This window comes from Arenibacter nanhaiticus (assembly GCF_900141935.1).
Classification (GTDB): domain Bacteria; phylum Bacteroidota; class Bacteroidia; order Flavobacteriales; family Flavobacteriaceae; genus Arenibacter; species Arenibacter nanhaiticus.
Map to the genome: position 1 here is coordinate 21,198 of NZ_FQYX01000027.1, position 18,839 is coordinate 40,036.

At 40.8% G+C, this 18,839-nt stretch carries 11 protein-coding genes; 9 read left to right on the forward strand and 2 right to left on the reverse strand.

The features are described from left to right. The first annotated feature begins 18 nt into the window (after positions 1-18). The 9 genes from BUA16_RS14295 (at position 19) to BUA16_RS14335 (ending at position 15,605) form a co-directional block, all read left to right on the forward strand. Entirely contained in the window at positions 19-2,820 is a 2,802-nt protein-coding gene (locus BUA16_RS14295; RefSeq protein WP_245795573.1) for a helix-turn-helix and ligand-binding sensor domain-containing protein, read from the forward strand. A 236-nt stretch (positions 2,821-3,056) separates the two neighbouring features. Next, on the forward strand, positions 3,057-6,092 hold the full coding sequence (locus BUA16_RS14300; protein WP_072765436.1) for a SusC/RagA family TonB-linked outer membrane protein: 3,036 nt from the start codon (positions 3,057-3,059) through the stop codon (positions 6,090-6,092). Positions 6,093-6,098: 6 nt separating this feature from the next. Continuing rightward, complete coding sequence (locus BUA16_RS14305; protein ID WP_072765437.1) at positions 6,099-7,571, forward strand: RagB/SusD family nutrient uptake outer membrane protein; 1,473 nt, start codon at positions 6,099-6,101, stop codon at positions 7,569-7,571. Positions 7,572-7,589: 18 nt separating this feature from the next. Beyond that, entirely contained in the window at positions 7,590-9,629 is a 2,040-nt protein-coding gene (locus tag BUA16_RS14310) for a PKD domain-containing protein (protein WP_178338888.1), read from the forward strand. A gap of 117 nt (positions 9,630-9,746) precedes the next feature. Next, positions 9,747-11,375, forward strand: coding sequence for a family 16 glycosylhydrolase (locus BUA16_RS18700; RefSeq protein WP_072765456.1), 1,629 nt, complete (start codon positions 9,747-9,749; stop codon positions 11,373-11,375). A gap of 157 nt (positions 11,376-11,532) precedes the next feature. Beyond that, positions 11,533-13,353, forward strand: a complete 1,821-nt coding sequence (locus tag BUA16_RS18250; RefSeq protein ID WP_178338889.1) for a glycoside hydrolase family 17 protein — start codon at positions 11,533-11,535, stop codon at positions 13,351-13,353. Positions 13,354-13,747: 394 nt separating this feature from the next. Further along, the gene (locus tag BUA16_RS14325; RefSeq protein WP_072765440.1) at positions 13,748-14,161 is read left to right on the forward strand and encodes a dihydrofolate reductase family protein; all 414 of its coding nucleotides are present in this window, start codon (positions 13,748-13,750) and stop codon (positions 14,159-14,161) included. 237 nt (positions 14,162-14,398) lie between these two features. Continuing rightward, positions 14,399-15,073: an oxygen-binding di-iron domain-containing protein gene (locus BUA16_RS14330; protein WP_072765441.1), complete on the forward strand. Its 675-nt coding sequence runs from the start codon at positions 14,399-14,401 to the stop codon at positions 15,071-15,073. Positions 15,074-15,314: 241 nt separating this feature from the next. Continuing rightward, positions 15,315-15,605 (forward strand): hypothetical protein, encoded by a 291-nt coding sequence (locus tag BUA16_RS14335; RefSeq protein WP_072765442.1) that lies wholly within the window; start codon positions 15,315-15,317, stop codon positions 15,603-15,605. A 134-nt stretch (positions 15,606-15,739) separates the two neighbouring features. Here the strand turns inward: BUA16_RS14335 and BUA16_RS14340 are convergent, their stop codons facing one another. Both BUA16_RS14340 and BUA16_RS14345 read right to left on the reverse strand, forming a co-directional pair. Continuing rightward, entirely contained in the window at positions 15,740-16,618 is an 879-nt protein-coding gene (locus BUA16_RS14340) for a universal stress protein (RefSeq protein ID WP_084668513.1), read from the reverse strand. Positions 16,619-16,624: 6 nt separating this feature from the next. After that, a complete protein-coding gene (locus tag BUA16_RS14345; protein WP_072765444.1) occupies positions 16,625-18,286 on the reverse strand; it encodes a BCCT family transporter in 1,662 nt (553 codons plus the stop codon). Between the last annotated feature and the right edge of the window lie 553 nt (positions 18,287-18,839).

The window sequence follows — 18,839 nt, forward strand, 5'->3', positions numbered from 1 at the left end:
TTGAAAATTTTGAATATTTTGAAAATCTTTTTTTACATTTTTATATTCCTTTCTTTCGGAATCTGTGCTCAGGAATTGCCCCCTATTCAGAGTTTTAGCCCTATAGATTACAGTGCGGGCAATCAGAATTGGTCCCTTTCTCAATCGGAAAACAATTATATATATGTGGCCAATAACGACGGATTGTTAGAATATAATGGGGCCAATTGGCAATTGTACCCTTCCCCCAATGGTACTCCATTAAGATCGGTTAAGGTGGTCGGAGAACGTATATATACGGGATGTTATATGGAGTTCGGATATTGGACAAAGGACGAATTTGGGCACCTTAATTACAACGCTTTATCTAATGAACTGAAAGATTCCCTCATAGAGGATGAACAATTTTGGAATATTTCGGAGTTCAAGGACTGGGTAATTTTTCAATCCTTGGATCGCCTTTACATTTATAATACGAACAATGAATCTTTCGAAATATTGGATGCTAAAACCACTAGAGCTGCAATTCTGGAGGTTAACAACACCATTTACTTCCAAAGGATCAATGAGGGAATTTTCACCATTGAGAACGGAAAGTCGGTTTTGGTATCGGACGATGCGGTGCTAAAAAATGATATTGTAGTCGGGGCTTTTGATATGGGGAATACTACTTTGATAGTCACCGAAAAAGGAGCATTTTACTTTTTGGACCAATACGGCCTCAATAGATGGGTTATTTCGGCAGACAAAGAGTTATCTGCTTCACAGGTATATAGCAGTATGCGCTTAAAAGACGGATCCTTTATTTTGGGGACCATTTCCAAAGGAATTTTTCAATTGGACCAAAAGGGGAATATTATGCGCCATATAAATCAGGAAAATGGCCTGAACAACAATACCGTATTGTCCCTTTTTGAAGATGTAGACCATAACCTCTGGTTAGGTTTGGATAATGGGATAAGCGTATTGAATATCGACTCGCCCTTCAACGAATATATTGATGAGGTGGGAAGAGTAGGAGCTGTTTATACCGCTATATTGTTTAACAATATTAGGTATTTGGGAACAAATCAGGGGCTGTTTTATAAAAGAGAAGAGCAGAATGGAGACTATACCCTTATTGAGAATACCAAAGGACAGGTATGGATGCTGAAACAAATTGATGGTACCCTATTTTGTGGGCACCATAATGGGACTTTTATAATAAATGGGGAAAATGCCAAGAAAATTTCTGACTTCCCAGGAACCTGGGATATACAAAAAATAGTAGCTGGCAATGACCTACTATTACAGGGGAATTATAAAGGATTAAGTGTCCTTGAACGAACAGACGGTCAGTGGAAGTTTAAGAATAAAATTAATGGTTTTGATAATTCTAGTAGATTCTTTGAATTTATAAATGCACAGCAAGTTCTCGTTAATCACGACTATAAGGGGGTCTTTGACTTAAAAATAGATGCAGGTTTTGATAAAGTGACAGAAACAAAAAAAGAGGAGTCCAAAGGAACCGGTTCTAGTTTGTTCAAATACAAGGACGACATTATTTATACGACCATCAATGGTGTTTTTAAATTGAGGACCGATCAGCACAAATTTATTTTGGATTCGGTCCTAACCAGTCATTTTTTTGGGGAGGATGATCCTATTATAGGAATCCTTAACCTGGATGGCCAAGCCGAAAAACTCTGGGGATTTACAAAAAATAATATCATATATGTTGCTCCGGGAAAATTTAATAACGAACCGCAGGCTACCAAAATTTCTATTCCTTCATCTTTCAGAAAAAACATGGGGGTGTTGGGTTTCGAATCTATAACACATCTAAAAGACCAGCTTTATTTAATAGGGATGTCACATGGGTATATTACCCTAAATTTAGATAAATTGAAGCGCAAGGAATACCAGATATCCATAAACGCAATATTTCAAGAATATTATGATTCTCCCAATACAGAAGTGAACCTGAAAGGAGATAACATATTTAAATCTTCGGATAATAGTTTCCGATTCTTTTTTAGCGTGCCCAATTATGATAAATATACCGAGGTAAATTATCAGTACCAGCTCACAGGGATTTATGATGAATGGAGCAGTTGGACCAAAACACCGGATATTTCCTTTAAAAATTTATCCTTTGGGGACTATATATTTAAAGTAAGGGCCAAGGTGGGCAATACGCTTACAAAAGATGTAGCTACTTATAGTTTTGTGATAGCCAAGCCATGGTATCTTTCCAATACGGCAATCGCCCTTTATATTCTTGGGAGCATTTTTATAGTGGTGTTAATTCACAAATTGTACAAAGCATACTATAAGAAACAACAGGACTTACTTGTATTGGAAAATAAAAAAAGGCTAAAGCGTAAAAAGCTGAAAGCGCAAAAGAAGATTATTCAGCTTAACAATGAAAAGTTACAAAGCGAAATAGAGAGTAAGAATAGGGAGCTTGCCGTGTCTACCATGAGCATTATAAAAAAGAACGAGTTCCTGAATACCATAAAAGAGGAATTGAAGAAAACCAAGATTGCAGATCCCCAGATTAAAGCTGTCATAAGGACCATAGATCGCAATATTGGCAATGAGGACGACTGGAAGTTTTTTGAGGAGGCTTTTAATAATGCCGATAAAGATTTTTTAAAGAAAGTAAAAACAATACATGAAGATTTTACCCCAAGCGATTTAAGGTTATGTGCCTATCTTAGATTGAATTTATCCTCTAAAGAAATTGCGCCTTTGCTAAATATTTCTGTCCGCAGTGTGGAGGTAAAAAGGTATCGTCTGCGTAAAAAAATGAACCTTTCCCACGAAATGAGCCTTACAGATTATATACTTAACCTTTAGTGTACACTACATAGATGTTTTTCACCTATACATTACCTATACAACGGCTGTTTTCTTAATTAAAAGTTAATTTTTTTAACAATAAATAATCTCTCCTAGCCTATATAGTTAAAGGTCTGAAATGCGAATTCCGTATTTTTTCCGTGTTTTTTTAGTGCTGTATGTTTTTTGTAGTGGTAATATTTGAGGATTCTTGATTTCTTAAGGGTACATTGAGACTCCAAAATATTAATCAGATGAAGAACACTTTTTTATTTCTTACGCTTTTATGTAGCTTACCTAGTTTATGGGGTCAGGATCTGAAAATCTCTGGTACTGTAAAGGATGCGAGCTTTAACGAGCCGCTGCCCGGTGTAAACGTAATCATAAAGAATACGAGTAGGGGGACCACAACAGATTTTGACGGGAACTTTTCATTGGACAATGTTGCTGTTGGGGAAATTGTAGTTTTCTCCTATTTAGGCTTTGTTTCCAAACAGGTCACTATTCAAAATGCTACCCCCTTGACAATAATCTTAGTGGACGATGTAAGTGCCCTGGAAGAGGTAGTGGTCGTAGGCTATGGGACCTCTACAAAGAAAGAACTTACCGGGGCTGTGGCGGTTATTGGTTCGGAGACCATAGCCGATCTTAACCCAACAAGGGTAGAACAAGCCCTACAGGGGCAGGTTGCCGGAGTGCAGGTTACCTCAGAATCAGGATCTCCCGGTAGTGGATCTAGTATCCGTATTAGAGGTATCTCTACCAATGGGGATAACAGGCCATTAATTTTGGTCGATGGCAACGTAATAGAAGATTTAAGTGTCATTAATCCCGGGGACATAGAGAGTATGAATATCCTGAAAGATGCCACCGCAGGTATTTATGGGGTACGGGCAGCCAATGGTGTAATTTTAATTACTACCAAAACAGGGAAGAGAAATACCGATCTGAGCTTTAGTTATGATGTCTATGGAGGGACTCAGGAAACTTCCAGAAAAATTCCAGTGCTGAATGCAACAGAATATGCCTTATTGATCAATGAAGCTTTTGCAGCTGGAGGAAGTCCCTTGCCATATCCCAATATTGCCAATTTAGGGAAGGGGACCAATTGGCAAAATGAGGTCTTTCAAAGAGCGCCTGTGGTTAACCATAACCTTTCCATTAATGGAGGTAGCGAAAAATCTACCTATTCCTTTGGTGCCTCATTATTGACTCAAGATGGTATCGTCGGCGGGGGAAAGGCCAATTTTAGAAGGTATACCACGCGGGCAAACTTTAATACCGATATTTTGGAAAATTTAAAGGTAACGGCCAATCTCCTTTATACAGGAACCAATAGAAAAACATTATCCGAGAATGATTTGGGATCTGTTTTGTTCAACGCCTTGAACAACGCCCCTACTTTTCCTATTAGGGAGCCTAATGGGGATTATTCTTTAGCAGAGGGCCTGGGCAATGAGGTTATCAATCCACTGGCGCAGGTAGAAAACACCTTCAATAAAAATGATGTGAATAAAATAAGCGGTAAGCTGGGTGCCAACTATTCCTTTTGGAATGATTTTGTGGTAGAGACCAGTGTTCAATTCAATTATGCAGAGGTGGAAGGAAAAACTTTTACACCTACCGTATTCTATGGTTCTGGAAAGGTTTTTAATAATACGGGGCGGAATTCCGTTTCGGTGAACAAGGACATTTTTAAGGATTATACCTTTGATGCTTTTTTGAATTATGACAGAACATTTTGGGAAGACCACAATTTTAAGGGTACCCTTGGTATGTCCGTATTTGTAACTAAAGGTCAGTTTTCAGGAAGTTCTACAGGCTTCTTTGAAAACCCTACCAATATTTCGGATGCCAAAATAGAAAATGCCGTAGATGTTATCAATGGTTTAAAAGATAGTGGCTTAAGTGGAAAGTTTGATGAACGCCTATTGTCTTACTTTACTCGACTTCAATATAATTATAAAGGTAGGTACTTGCTATCGGGGCTTATTAGACGGGATGGTTCTACCCGTTTTGGTCCGGAAAATAGATTTGGATATTTCCCTTCAGGATCAATAGGATGGATAGTGTCCGATGAAGCTTTCTTAGAGAAAAGTAAATGGATCAACTTTTTTAAGCTAAGGGGAAGCTATGGTATTGTAGGGAACGATCGAATAAAAACCAATGCCTTTAGATCTATTTTGGATGGGGAAGGTACTTATGTCTTTAATAATTTCCTTGTTTTTGGTAAAGCCGTAGGAATACTTTCTAACCCTGCAATACAATGGGAAGAACAAAAAACACTGGATGTTGGGTTAGACCTGAAGTTGTTTAACAACACAATTGACATCACAGCTGACTATTTCAAGAAAAGCACCGAAAGTCTCTTATTGCAACCGCCGGTTTCCGGAATTTTGGGAGCCGCGGCACCTGGTTCCCAAGCGCCTGTAGTGAACGCTGGTACGGTAGACAACAAAGGATTTGAATTTGCCATAGGGTATACCAGTGATCGCTCCAAGGATTTTAATTTCGGTGTTAATTACAATGTTACTTTTTTGAAAAACGAAGTAATATCGGTCAACAATGGGGTTGGCTTTGTGGCTGCAGGTTCCTTTGGTGTAGGTCAGGACCCCCCATCTCGTATGGAAAACGGAAAACCATTGGGCTATTTCTACGGGTTAAAGACCAATGGTGTTTTTCAGAACCAAGAAGAAGTAAACGCCCATGCCACACAGGTAAATGCAGCGCCTGGGGATTTGCGATTTGTAGATTTGAATGGCGATGGCAAGATAGATTCGGGAGATAGAACAGGTATAGGTAGTCCCATCCCAGAAGCTACTATGGGGTTGAATTTTTCCTTCAATTATAGGAATTGGGATTTTAGCAGTTATGCCTTTGCCAATGTCGGCAATGATATTGTTAGGAATTACGAACGGAACCAACCATTGGTGAACAAATCGGTCTACGCATTAAACCGCTGGACGGGAGAGGGATCAACCAATACCTATCCTAGGGTAACTACGGGAGCTACCTCTAATACGTTATTTTCTGACTTCTATGTAGAAGATGGCTCTTTTATAAGATTGCAAAACATACAATTGGGATATACGCTGCCAGAGCAGGCAATAGAACGTTTGGGCGTAAGGAACCTTAGAGTATATGCATCGGCCAGCAATGTTTTTACCCTTACCGAATACCGGGGGTATGACCCGAGTGCATCTTCCGGTGATCCCATTGGGGCAGGGATAGACCCAGGCTTTTACCCAGTTCCCCGTACATATTTATTAGGGTTAAATCTTAAATTTTAAAAAGAGATGAAAATGAAACATAATATATTCAGTTATACAATAGCATACTTTGTCCTTTTCATGGGAATGCTCTCTTGTTCAGATAATTTTGTGGATGTAGATTCCTTTGATGAAAACTCGGAAGATTTCTTTAATTCCGAAGAAGACTACCAAAGTGCCTTAACAGCGGCTTATGACTTGCTTCAATCTACCTACCTTAATGTAATGTTGGGGGAGATTGCCTCGGACAATACCTTGGCGGGTGGGGAAAGTGCTACCGACGTTCCTGGTATTCAGGAAGTAGACGATATGCAGCACACCCCGGTAAATGCGCAATTACGCGATATATGGAGCTGGATGTTCGCTGGGGTTAATAGAGCCAACTACATCATGGAATTTAAGGATAAAACCGATTTTCCCGGAAAGGAAGGGGTGTTGGCAGAAGCCACTTTTCTTAGGGCATACTACTATTTTGAACTTGTAAAATGGTTTGGCGATGTTCCTTTGGCCGTTGATAAAAGATTGCAGTTTGGAGATCAGGATATTGTAGAAAGAACTCCCAAAGCGGAAGTCTATGCCCAAATTGAACAGGACCTAAAATTCGCAGCCGCCACTTTGCCGGTTACCCAAAGCGAAATAGGAAGGGTTGCCAGAGGAGCCGCACAGGCCTTGTTGGGAAAGGTATACTTGTATCAGGAAAAGTTTACCGAATCGGCAACTGTTTTGGAAGAACTTATTAAAAATGGTCCCTATGATTTAGTTACAGACTATGCTACAATCTTTGAAAACGAGCATGAAAACAACATCGAATCTGTTTTTGAGGTGCAGTATACCGACGAAGAAGGAGCCGGTTTTGGATGTTTGCAGTGTAGCGAAGGAAACGTGGCCGTTGGTTTTAACGGGATACGAAACTATTCGGGCCCAGTATTCGAGTCTGGATTTAGTTTTAACGTACCTACCCAAGAAGTAGTTGATGCATTTGAAGATGGGGATAGCCGTAAGGAGGTGGCTATTTTAGATATAGAAGCTTGGGCTGCCCAGAATAACGGGGTGTCCTATGTAGAAGGGTATGAGCATACCGGCTATTACAATAGAAAATATATTTCTAGACAAGGAGATCTAAATACCGGCGATGCCAATTTGACCAATCCCAATAACTATAGGGCCATTCGCTTTGCCGACGTGCTTTTGATGGCGGCAGAGGCATTGAACAGAGGAAATATAAGCGACCTCAGAGCTCAGGGATATCTCAATAGGGTGCGCTCTAGGGCTGAACTCGCCGATGTTACTTCTACAGGAGCCAATCTCACCGCGGCTATCTACCACGAGCGTAGGGTAGAATTAGTGGGGGAAGGACATCGGTTTTTTGACCTAGTGAGAACCGGAAAGGCGGCTCAGGAAATTGAAGGGTTCACTACTAATAAAAATGAATTGTTCCCCATCCCTTCTATAGAATTGGAATTGACAGGGAATCGATGGACACAAAATCCGGGATACTAAAAAACTAAACATAAACAGATGAAAACATTAAAATATATAGTTGGTATTAGCCTCATGGTATTGTTCTTTTTTAACTGTACCCGGGATGATAGTATCGATTTTTTGGATACTGTTGTTCCTCCCTCCAATATCTCGGCCCTATTTGCCATTTCTCAAGATAACTCTGGAATGGTAACGATTACTCCGAACGGAGAAGGAGCAGTGTCTTTCGATATTTATTTTGGGGACGAGACTACAGAACCGGCAAATACTAAGCCAGGCGGGAATATCAGTCACACCTATACAGAAGGTAGTTATTCGGTAAAAATAGTGGGTAAGGGCCTAACAGGCTTAAAAACGGAAGTCACGCAAGATTTGGTGGTTTCCTTTAAGGCTCCTGAAAATTTGGTAGCTACTATATCCAATGACGCAGCAGTATCCAAAAAAGTAAATGTAACGGCTACCGCAGCGTATGCGACCTCTTTTGATGTTTATTTTGGAGAGGAAGGCACCGATGAGCCGGTGTCGGCAAATATTGGCGAAACAGCTTCTTTTATATATAGGGAACCTGGGACCTATACCGTGAAGGTAGTGGCCAAAGGTGGTGCTATTGCCACCACGGAATATACAGAAGAATTTTTAGTTACTGAAATTGTACAACCTATAGCTTCGGCACCCAAACAACCTACACGAGCCTCGCAAGATGTTATTTCTATTTTCAGCAGTGGTTATACCGATGAGACCGGGGCCGATTATTTCCCAGATTGGGGGCAAGGAGGCCAAGGTAGTAGTTGGGCAACCTTTGATTTGGAAGGAGATGCCATGCTACAGTATATCAACTTAAGTTATCAAGGCATTCAGTTTGGAGCTGCAGTAGATGTAAGTGCCATGGAATATATTCATATGGATGTGTGGACCTCCGATGTAACTAGAATAGAAACGTCACTGATCAGTGTGAGCAGCGGAGAGAAACCGGTATGGACCGATCTTACCGCAGGTCAATGGACCAGTATTAATATCCCTATTTCCTCCTTTACTGATCAAGGTCTTACCGTTGCCGATATCCATCAATTGAAATTTGTTGGGGAGCCATGGGCTAGTGGAACAGTATTTATAGATAATATATACTTCTATAGGGCATCTACAGGAGGAGAAAATAGTGTAACCTCAATTACTTTTGAGGTTCCTTATACATTGAGTTCTTTTGATGGGGGCGATATGGCTATTATCACCAATCCGGATACCAATGGCAATACGTCAGGTATGGTGGCGCAATTGGTAAAAGGGGCAGGGCAGCCTTGGGCTGGATCTAAAATAACTGTTCCAACTCCGTTCTCCTTTATAAACGAAACAACAGTTACCCTAAAAGTATGGTCGCCTAGGGCCGGATTGAACCTTTTGATGAAATTTGAGGATGATACTCCCTGGCCAAATACCGTAGCTTCTGAAGAAATAACGGCTACTACCACTGCTTCTGGACAGTGGGAAGAACTGAGCTTCGATTTTTCCGGCATTAGTACCGAGGTCGATTTTTATAACCTGGTGCTGATCATAGATAATGGAACCGTGGGAGATGGATCGGAGAACTTTACCGTTTTTTTAGATGATATATCAGTTGAATCTTTTCTGGACTTTGAGCCACAACAAGCGCTAAGTAGTTTTGATGGCGGTGATATATCGATTATTGCCAATCCGGATACCAATGGAAATGCTTCGGAAATGGTAGCGCAAATGGTGAAAGGGGCCGGACAGCCATGGGCAGGGTCCAAAATAACGGTCCCCGAACCCTTTTCGTTCTCATCTTCTACCAGCGTAACGGTAAAAGTATGGTCGCCTATAGTAGGGTTGAACCTGCTTATGAAATTTGAGGATGCTACCCCATGGCCAGATACTGTAGCTTCGGCAGAAGTAACGGCCACCACTACCGTTTCTGGACAGTGGGAGGAACTGAACTTCGATTTTTCGGGGATTAGCACCTCGGTAGATTTTACCAATCTGGTGCTGATCATGGATAATGGGACGGTAGGGGATGGCTCCGCTAATTTTACCATTTATATCGATGATATTGTGCAAAAATAATAAGTCAAAATTTTAAAATGATAATATGAAATAAGCATGGCCGAAAACTGGTCGCAAATACGAATTCAGCCGTGCGAATTTCATATAACCGTTAAAAAATATAATAAATCGCTACATATGAAACATATAATCTATAGTTCGATATTTCTCTTACTCTCCCTTGGGTGTTATAGTTGCCAGGAAGAGGACATATCGGTAGGGGAAATAATAGCTCCGTCCAACATTTTAATAACAGCATCAATCGTGGGTACGGATGCCGATAACCCTTATGGGGATGGCAGTGGTACGGTACATTTTAGCGCCGAAGCAGATAATGCCTTAAGCTACCAATTTGTCTATAACGATGAAGTAGTGGCTTCTCCTTCGGGGGCAAAGACCTATAATTTCTCCAATACGGGACTACATACTTATACGGTAACCGTGGTGGCCATTGGTACCGGTGGCCTGTCTTCCAGTGCTTCCGTTGAGGTGGAAGTATTAGCCTTATACGAACCTCCTGCCGACCTGGTGACCATGCTAACGGCCAACAGTTCTAGGGAATGGAGAATAAAAGCTGAAGCGGCAGGACACTTTGGATTGGGACCTGTAGGAGGCTCTATAATCGCCGAGTGGTTCTCAGCGCCTGCATTTGATAAGGCGGCAACCGGAATGTACGATGATCGTTTTATTTTTAATACCGACGGTACCTTTACCCATAAAACACAGGGAACAATATTTGGGAAGGCTGCAATAATAGATGTTGATTTAGGGCCTACCACGGAAGATACCCCTAACGATTGCTGTCAAGAATATGAGAATTACCCCTTGGAGGAGTACAGTACGACTTGGTCGCTTTCTGCTCCCGGTGGAGTAGAGACCTTAAGCTTATCCGGGATAGGATTTACAGGCTTCTATATTGGAGGGTCGCACCAGTACGAAATCTTTAGACGTTCCGCGAATGAAATGGTCCTTAGAACAACGGATTGGAATAATGAATTTGATTGGTGGTTTGTATTGACCACCGAAGAAGAAGCCGCGGATAACGAGGTAGATGTAAAGTATACCAATTTAATATGGTCCGATGAATTTGATGCCAATGGTGCACCAAATCCGGCTAAATGGACCTACGATGAAGGTGTAGGGAATAATGGATGGGGGAATGGCGAATCTCAATTTTATACCAGACGCCCCGATAATGTAGTGGTAGAAGATGGCTCGTTAAAAATTACGGCCAAGGCAGAAAGTTATGAAGGAAACGAATATACTTCGGCCCGAATAAAAACCCAAGGCCTGTTCGGTTTTACCTATGGTAGGGTCGATGTTAGGGCAAAGCTTCCTGAGGGAGGTGGTACTTGGCCGGCCATTTGGATGTTGGGCGCTAATTTTGATACCGTAGGATGGCCCGCAACAGGGGAAATTGATATTATGGAGCATGTTGGCAATAATCCAAATGTGGTTCAAGCGGCTATTCATACACCCTCCAGTAGTGGGGCAACGGTAAATGTTGGTAGCATCACGTTGAGCGATGTCGCAGCGGAATTCCACGTCTATTCCGTGAACTGGTCCGAAGATGAGATATCTTTTTTAGTAGATGATGAACTCTATTATACCTATAAGCCCGGAACCAAAGATGCCAATACCTGGCCCTTCAACGCAGATCAGTTTATTATTCTGAATGTGGCCATGGGCGGTAACTTGGGAGGTACTATTGATGCTGCTTTTTCTGAATCGATTATGGAAATAGATTATGTAAGGGTATACCAATAATCTTTTTATAGGTGAGAATAGGGGAAAGAAGAAAAGGCTAGTCGCGTACTAGCCTTTTTAGTATCCACTTTTAAAGGAATAACCCGTATTAATGACCTTGTGGTTTATGGGGTTCCGTAATGTTTTTTTTAAACCAGGTTTTTATAATGATAGGGAAATGATAAATGGAATAAGGTTAGTGGGGTATATTGTTATAGTACTGATGTTGAGTGGTTGTTGGGAGACTCGTAAAGAAGTACCCTATAAAGCTGCGATTGATATTTTGGGAAATTCGGAATATAGGGCGTTTTCTTATGGCGGTTACCGATATAAAACCCGCGATACGGTGCCAACCGTAGCCGAATTAAAAGACGATATGAGGCTCCTATCGGCACTGGGTACAAAGCTGCTGCGAACCTATAATACCCAGCAATATAGTGAAGCAGCTAACCTTCTCAAAGCTATCAAAGAATTAAAGGAAGAAGATCCTAGCTTTGAAATGTATGTAATGTTAGGGGCTTGGATAGAATGCGAAGCGGCATGGACCCGATACCCGAATCACGCTGCTGAAAATATTGAAAACAATACCGCGGAGATTGAAACCGCTATAGCATTGGCCAATTCCTATCCCGAAATTGTTAAAATGATAGCGGTGGGCAATGAGGCTATGGTGCAATGGGCAGTGAATTATTTTGTGGTCCCCAAGATTATTTTAAATTGGGTAGAACATTTACAGGCCTTGAAAAAATCGGGCGGACTTCCGGCCGATATCTTGATTACCAGTTCTGATAATTACGAATCTTGGGGTGGAGGCGATAAAAGCTATCATTCAAAAGACTTGGAAAATTTACTCCTAGCGGTAGATTTTGTGTCCCTTCACACTTATCCTTTTCATGATACGTATTACCACCCACAATTTTGGGGGGTACCAGAGAAAGAAGAAAATTTATCCGAAGCCCGGCAATTGGAAGCAGCCATGCTCAGGGCTGTAGAACACGCAAAGAGTCAGTACCAATCCTGCGCCGATTATATCACAAGTTTAGGTATCGACAAACCAATTCATATAGGGGAAACGGGCTGGGCAGGCAAAGCTAGTTTCTCCTACGGTAGTACGGGCTCCCGGGCGGCAGATGAATACAAAATGAAGTTGTATTATGACCGTATACGGAGCTGGACCGATGCTGCAGGGATATCCTGTTTTTATTTTGAAGCCTTTGATGAACAATGGAAAGCCCCAAGCAATGGTAAGGGATCGGAAAATCATTTTGGGCTTATAAACCTAAAAGGAGAAGCAAAATATGCCTTGTGGAAAGAAGTTGATCAAGGAATGTTTAATGGGTTGACCAGAAATGGTTTGCCCATTACCAAAACCTATAACGGAGATACCGCTGCCTTACTGACAGAGGTATTGTTGCCGCCTTTAGCTAGCGAAATGGGAGTGTTGGAGATTACAACAGTGAATGATATGTACCAGATCGGAGATCGAATAAAGGAGGATAATTACGTAATTATACACGATTCATGGCCTAGCAGTGATTCGCCTAACGCTACCTTCCCCAGTGCAAAAATTAAGTTGAATTCTTGGGAAGGTACCTGTGAAATACGAATGAACAAGGAAGGTATCATAGAGATAGATACCGGAACGGGGTATTGGTGGGGATGTGCTTTGGAATTAAAAACAGTCGGTAGGGGCGAAAATTTATCAAACTTTAAAGATGGCACTTTAAATTTTGAAATAAGGGGCGCTACTACATCCTCTTTCAAGCTCGGCTTTCAGACAGGTGCTTTTTCCCAAGGGAATTTGGTAAATAACTATATCACTTTTGGAAAGAATGATACGTATAGGCTAGCGGAAGAATGGACGAAATTTGCTGTACCGATTTCAAATTTGGTGGAGAAAGATGGAATGACCAATGTTACGGCATTGCTGTTTTTTAGGGGAGATCATGATTTTGATGGGGAGAAAATTTTCATCAAAAACATCTTTTATTCAAGATAGTAGTAAGCGGTGAGCTCATGCTTCAGCGGGGGGCTTTCTTAGAAATAGCGAAACAACCATTATAATTCAATTCCTTCCTTGTCTAAGTATCCGGAGGAGCTCGTATTTCAGTACCACCATATGCTTGTGTTTTTGGGCGTTCCCTCCTTCGTCGGTCGGGCTCTCCGCTGTATCCCTTGCTCCGCTGCGGGGATGCCGCTGCGATCCCTAACGCGGGGCATTGGAAAAAGGAGGCCATTGGTATATGCGTTAAATGATATAAGAATACCAACAACGTCCATAAATTAAAAGCTACTGGCATATGTATGTTTTTTCGGTATTGGAATAGGATAATGGCCCAATTTTTTAGATCATTCCAAATCCTGAGGGTTCGGACTTGGGGTTTGTGAAATTCATGGCGGGGATAGATGCAATTGTCATGGGAAGAAACACCTTTGAAATGGTTTGTAGTTTTGAAGGGGAATGGCCTTTTAGCAAGCCCGTCTTTGTCCTAAGTACAACGATGGTCTCCATTCCAGCCCCATACCATGAAAAAGCAATGCTGGTAAAGGGGACATTGCCGGCGATATTGAAGGCGATCCATGAAAGGGGATACAAAAGCTTGTATATCGATGGGGGCCTAACCATTCAGAGTTTTTTAAAAGAAGATTTAATAGATGAATTAATAATAACCACCATCCCTATTGTATTGGGAGCAGGTATTCCATTATTCGGAGAAATCCCCAGATCTCTCGTATTTGAACATCTAAGTTCAGAAGTTTTTCTACATCAAATAGTACAGAGTTCTTATAAAAGAAAAAGGAAGTAGCACAGAATAGTAAGCTCAAGTCCGTTCGGGAAGCCTATAAAAAATTAAAGGGATATTATGGGTTTTATCAACTAGTAGGTTGATAGTTAGCATATAATGGTTATATTTATAATAGGTGTTTAACCGTTACGGTATTTGCTTACCGTTTTTCCTGTATGCCATTTTATCCCCCACTTTATTTTAGGTTGCCACAATTTGAAAAATTTAATTTTTATTCATTATTAAAACGCTACTCCAATGATCAAAGTTTCAGAAATAGCCCCGGATTGCTATCGGATATCGGTATTTGTCAAAGATTTTAACTTACAATTCAACCATTTCTTACTCCTGGATGAAGAGCCTATGTTATATCATGCCGGCATGCGGAATATGTTTCCTGTGGTACTCGAAGCTGTTCGAAAAATTATTGATCCCTCCAAGCTTATGTGGATCGGATTTAGTCATTTTGAAGTAGATGAGTGCGGGGCGCTTAACGAATGGCTACAGATTGCACCCAATGCCAAGGCCGTATGTAGTGAAGCCGGAGCTATTGTTAATATGGGCGATTTTGCGATAAGACCTGCCCATGCCATGTCCGGAAACACAATTTTAAACACAGGAAAACATAAATATCGATTTATTAGAACACCTCATTTGCCACATGGTTGGGATGCTGGGGTGTTGTTCGAAGAAACTAACGGAACCTTGTTGTGTTCGGATTTATTTCATCAAAATGGCAATGTGGACGATATTACGGATAAAGACATTTTGGGGCCACATAGAAAATCGATGCTCGAGTATGAACAAGGACCTTTAATGGAATATACGCCCTATACCCATCAAACGTCAAAACTACTTTATTCCTTGGCAGATCTAAAACCAAAAACGCTGGCGACCATGCATGGTTCTTCATTTTATGGGGACTGTAGCTAGGCTCTGAGAGATTTAAATGGAGTGATGAAAGACCTTTGGGGCGATAAGAATAGGTAGGATAGCTCAAAAAAGCATGGGCCGTTAAACGAACCACCAAGGAATGGAGGGCATCAAAATTAAAATGATGGAATTATCTTTTAGATCATTACATGAATCGATAGTCATTTTAAAAAAAATCATTTGCTTTAAGAGAAAGCAATCGCCTATAATTTAAAAATTAGAACATACACCTCAATGAATTATGGCTAGATTAAAAAAAATAAATGTGCTAGCATTGGCGAAATTCCAGGCTGTTTTAATGGCGCCTTTGGGAATGATTACCGGAATTATATACTCATTAGGTGGAACTCTCTATGATATTATAAACACTGGATCTGTGAATTATGGTACAGCACTCGCATATGTTGCGTTAGTAGTGCAGCCCATTATGTTTGCGATAGTTGGTTTTCTAATAGGGATAGTCGAAGCCTTACTTTATAATTTAATAGCAAAAAGATTTGGTGGTATGGATATCGAATTGGATAAAAATTAACGAAGCAAGACCTTAGGACTTCAGATGTACATGGACGCAGTTTTAGAAGTAGGAAAGAGAAAGGGGTATTTGTGCGGTCTCCAGGATATAACGCCAGAACAGGCCTTGCTAGCAGCAAAGCCTGTTCTGGCGTGCTATATGATCACTAACAGTGGCATGTTTCTATTTCTGAGCAATAAATCATTGGTGATGCTTCCAATAAAAAGAGAAGTAATATTATTCCCTCCTCTGGCAGAAAGGACGATAATGTCAAAATTTTCATTTTCGGCTTGCTGTTCAATCACTTCTACCACAGAGAGCTCTTCTCTATCTATATGTTGAAATCTCACATTTTCTGCTAGACGGTGTTTTTTGCTAAACTGCTGAAACTTAAGATGTAAGTGTTTTTTTGTCTTATCGATTGCTTTCTGAGTGTCGATATATGGAAAAAAGAAAGACGGAATGTTGTAGACGTGCAGTGCTACAACTTCCCCTTTGCTACTCTCTACAAGGCTTTTGGCGGCCAAGAATGATTTGGCAGAATCGGCACTGAAATCGGTAGGGATTAAAACCTTGTTCAAATGGTGCTTGGTTTCCTCGGGTACCAATAATAGATTAGATTGAAGCATACGGACTAACTTTTGAGACAGCGCTCCTGTTCCCTGCAGTTCATCCTTGTTCCCCGTGACCACCACGTCTATTTTGTATTCCTTTGCTAGTTCGGTCAGGACACTTTCTGTGTAGTTGTCCGAGCTTATTAAAAGAGTATGGGGGGCAGTACCAGCATAGTTTTCTTTAATAGAGCGCTCTAATTCTCGGCCAACGATATCTTCAATAGTGATATCGTCCTTAAGGAAGTCTTCATATAGGTTATATAGTTGGGATTGTTTTATGTTATGTGTGAAGTATAAGTGTTTTATTTTCCATACACGAGATAGGAAGCTGACATAACGCAGAAGGATAGCATCCATTTGCGTTAAGTCCAAAGCAACCATTAGACTTAGTTCCTTGTCTAAGCTTACATTCTTTGTCATTCTTTATTAGTTATCGGTTAGGGTTTCTTCTGCTATGGTTTCTGAGGATTTTACTTTTCGATCCTCCCGTTCTTTATTGACCAGTTGTAGGATGTTTTTACGATAGGCTTCCTTTTCGATGAGCTTCTTCTCTCGTTCAGATTTCTGGAAGTCTTCTCTTATTCCAGAATAAAGGGAAAAGCACATTATGACGAGTAATATCGCAAATGGGAGTCCAGAGATGGTCACTGCTGTTTGTAAAGCATTTAGTCCGCCTCCATACATCAGCACAGCGGCAATTACTCCTGTGGCGATAGCCCATATAACCCTTTGGAAAGGAGGCGTTTTTAATTTCCCGCCAGAAGTGATACTATCTACTACCAAGGCACCCGAGTCGGCAGAGGTAATGATAAAACTACTAATAAGTACAAGCCCAAGTATTTTTAGCACTATAGCCAATGGGAACTTATCAAAAAAGACATATAAGGCCGTAGAGATGTTATCGTTGACCGCAGCAATCAAGGCAGTATCCCCTAGGAGAATGTCGCGCATGGTTGTACCTCCAAAGGCTGTAAACCAAAGAAAGGTAACCAAGGCCGGTAATATTAATACACAAAGAATAAACTCTTTAATGGTTCTGCCTTTAGAAACTCTAGCGATAAAAGTACCTACAAATGGAGACCATGAAATCCACCATCCCCAATACATGATGGTTCTTGTTTTTTGCCAATCGGTTTCCCTAAGAGACTCTGTCCAAGTAGCCATATCTACAAAGTGAATGAGGTAACTACCGATGTTTTGGATATATGACTTTAGAATAAAGGTTGTTGGACCAAGGATAAGCACCAACAAAAAGATAATGGAGGCAACGCGCACATTGAGTTCACTTAATATTTTAACCCCTTTGTTTACACCGCTAAATGCCGAAATGGTAGCTGCAACGGTTACAGCAAGAATAATAATGACTTGGTAAGACAATGAGCTAGGAATACCAAAAACATGGGTAAGGCCCGAATTAATTTGTCCCACTCCGAAGCCAATGGTGGTCGCAAGGCCGAAAAGCGTAGTGATTACCGCCATTATATCGATAACATCGCCCATCCAGCCATAGATCCTATTCCCAAAAATAGGGTAGAAGGCAGACCGTAGGGTGAGCGGCATTTTCCTGTTAAAGGTAAAATACGCTAAGGAGAGTCCCACTACAGAATATATTGCCCAGCCGTGAATTCCATGATGTAAAAAGGAGAAATTGATGGCTTCTTGCGCAATAAGGGCAGGGTCTTGCCCAGCGAGTCGGGGAGGGTTTAAAAAGTCTCTCACGGGGTCGGCAATACTGAAAAGTACCAAGCCGTTACCAATACCGGCACTGAACAACATGGCAAACCAAGCCCATAGGCTAAATTCGGGTTTGGCTTTCTCTCCGCCGATACGGATATTTCCAAAGCGGCCAAAGGCCATATAAAGACAAAAGATTATGAATAGGTTGACCGAGAGGGTGTATATCCATCCGCCATGTGCGGAGACATTGCTCTGGGCTATAGCAAAATAATAATCTGCCTGCTCCTTAAAAATAAGGGTGAATACGACGCTGGCGATGAGGACCGCAGTAGCCGCAAAAAAGACCGTTTTATTGACTACCAACCCTAAAAACGTAGAAGATTTTTCTTTTCTAGTAACTTTTATAGACATATGTTTTTAATGATTTAGTGAAATAAGTAAAGTCCTTATCTCCTGTTTAAGAAGAAAGGATCATAAAGAAACCCAGGAAAGGTGAGTTTTAGGAGTCGCGGTGATACAAGGGAGAATATGAAAGAGAGCGTCTCTTTTGTTTTCTGGAATGAGATAGACAAGAGATAAAAAAAAGCGGAATGTTTTTGGCTTCAGATAGCCTGAAGTTACTAATTTGCATAAGGTGTTTTTTTAATAAAATTACTTTGTAAATGTATGTTGGGCGATACCTTAATGAGAAAAATGTGCTAATGGAAATTTTAATCTCTATGAACATACAAAAGGAAACAGTATAAGTTTCCTAGGTGCCGCATTATTTTTAATCACTAAGTGGACCCAACGGCAAAAATAACAAAAAATTAACGAACGGTAAAGGGGTAATTGGTAAGACTTTAAAGATTGCTATTGTCAATCTTCTGAGGAATGTGAAGAGTTCATCTGTGTTTTCAGCAGGAATCACGCTTTGATGTTGGGCGAATATCGTTTTAAAAAATAGGCTTTAGTTCAGGAAAAC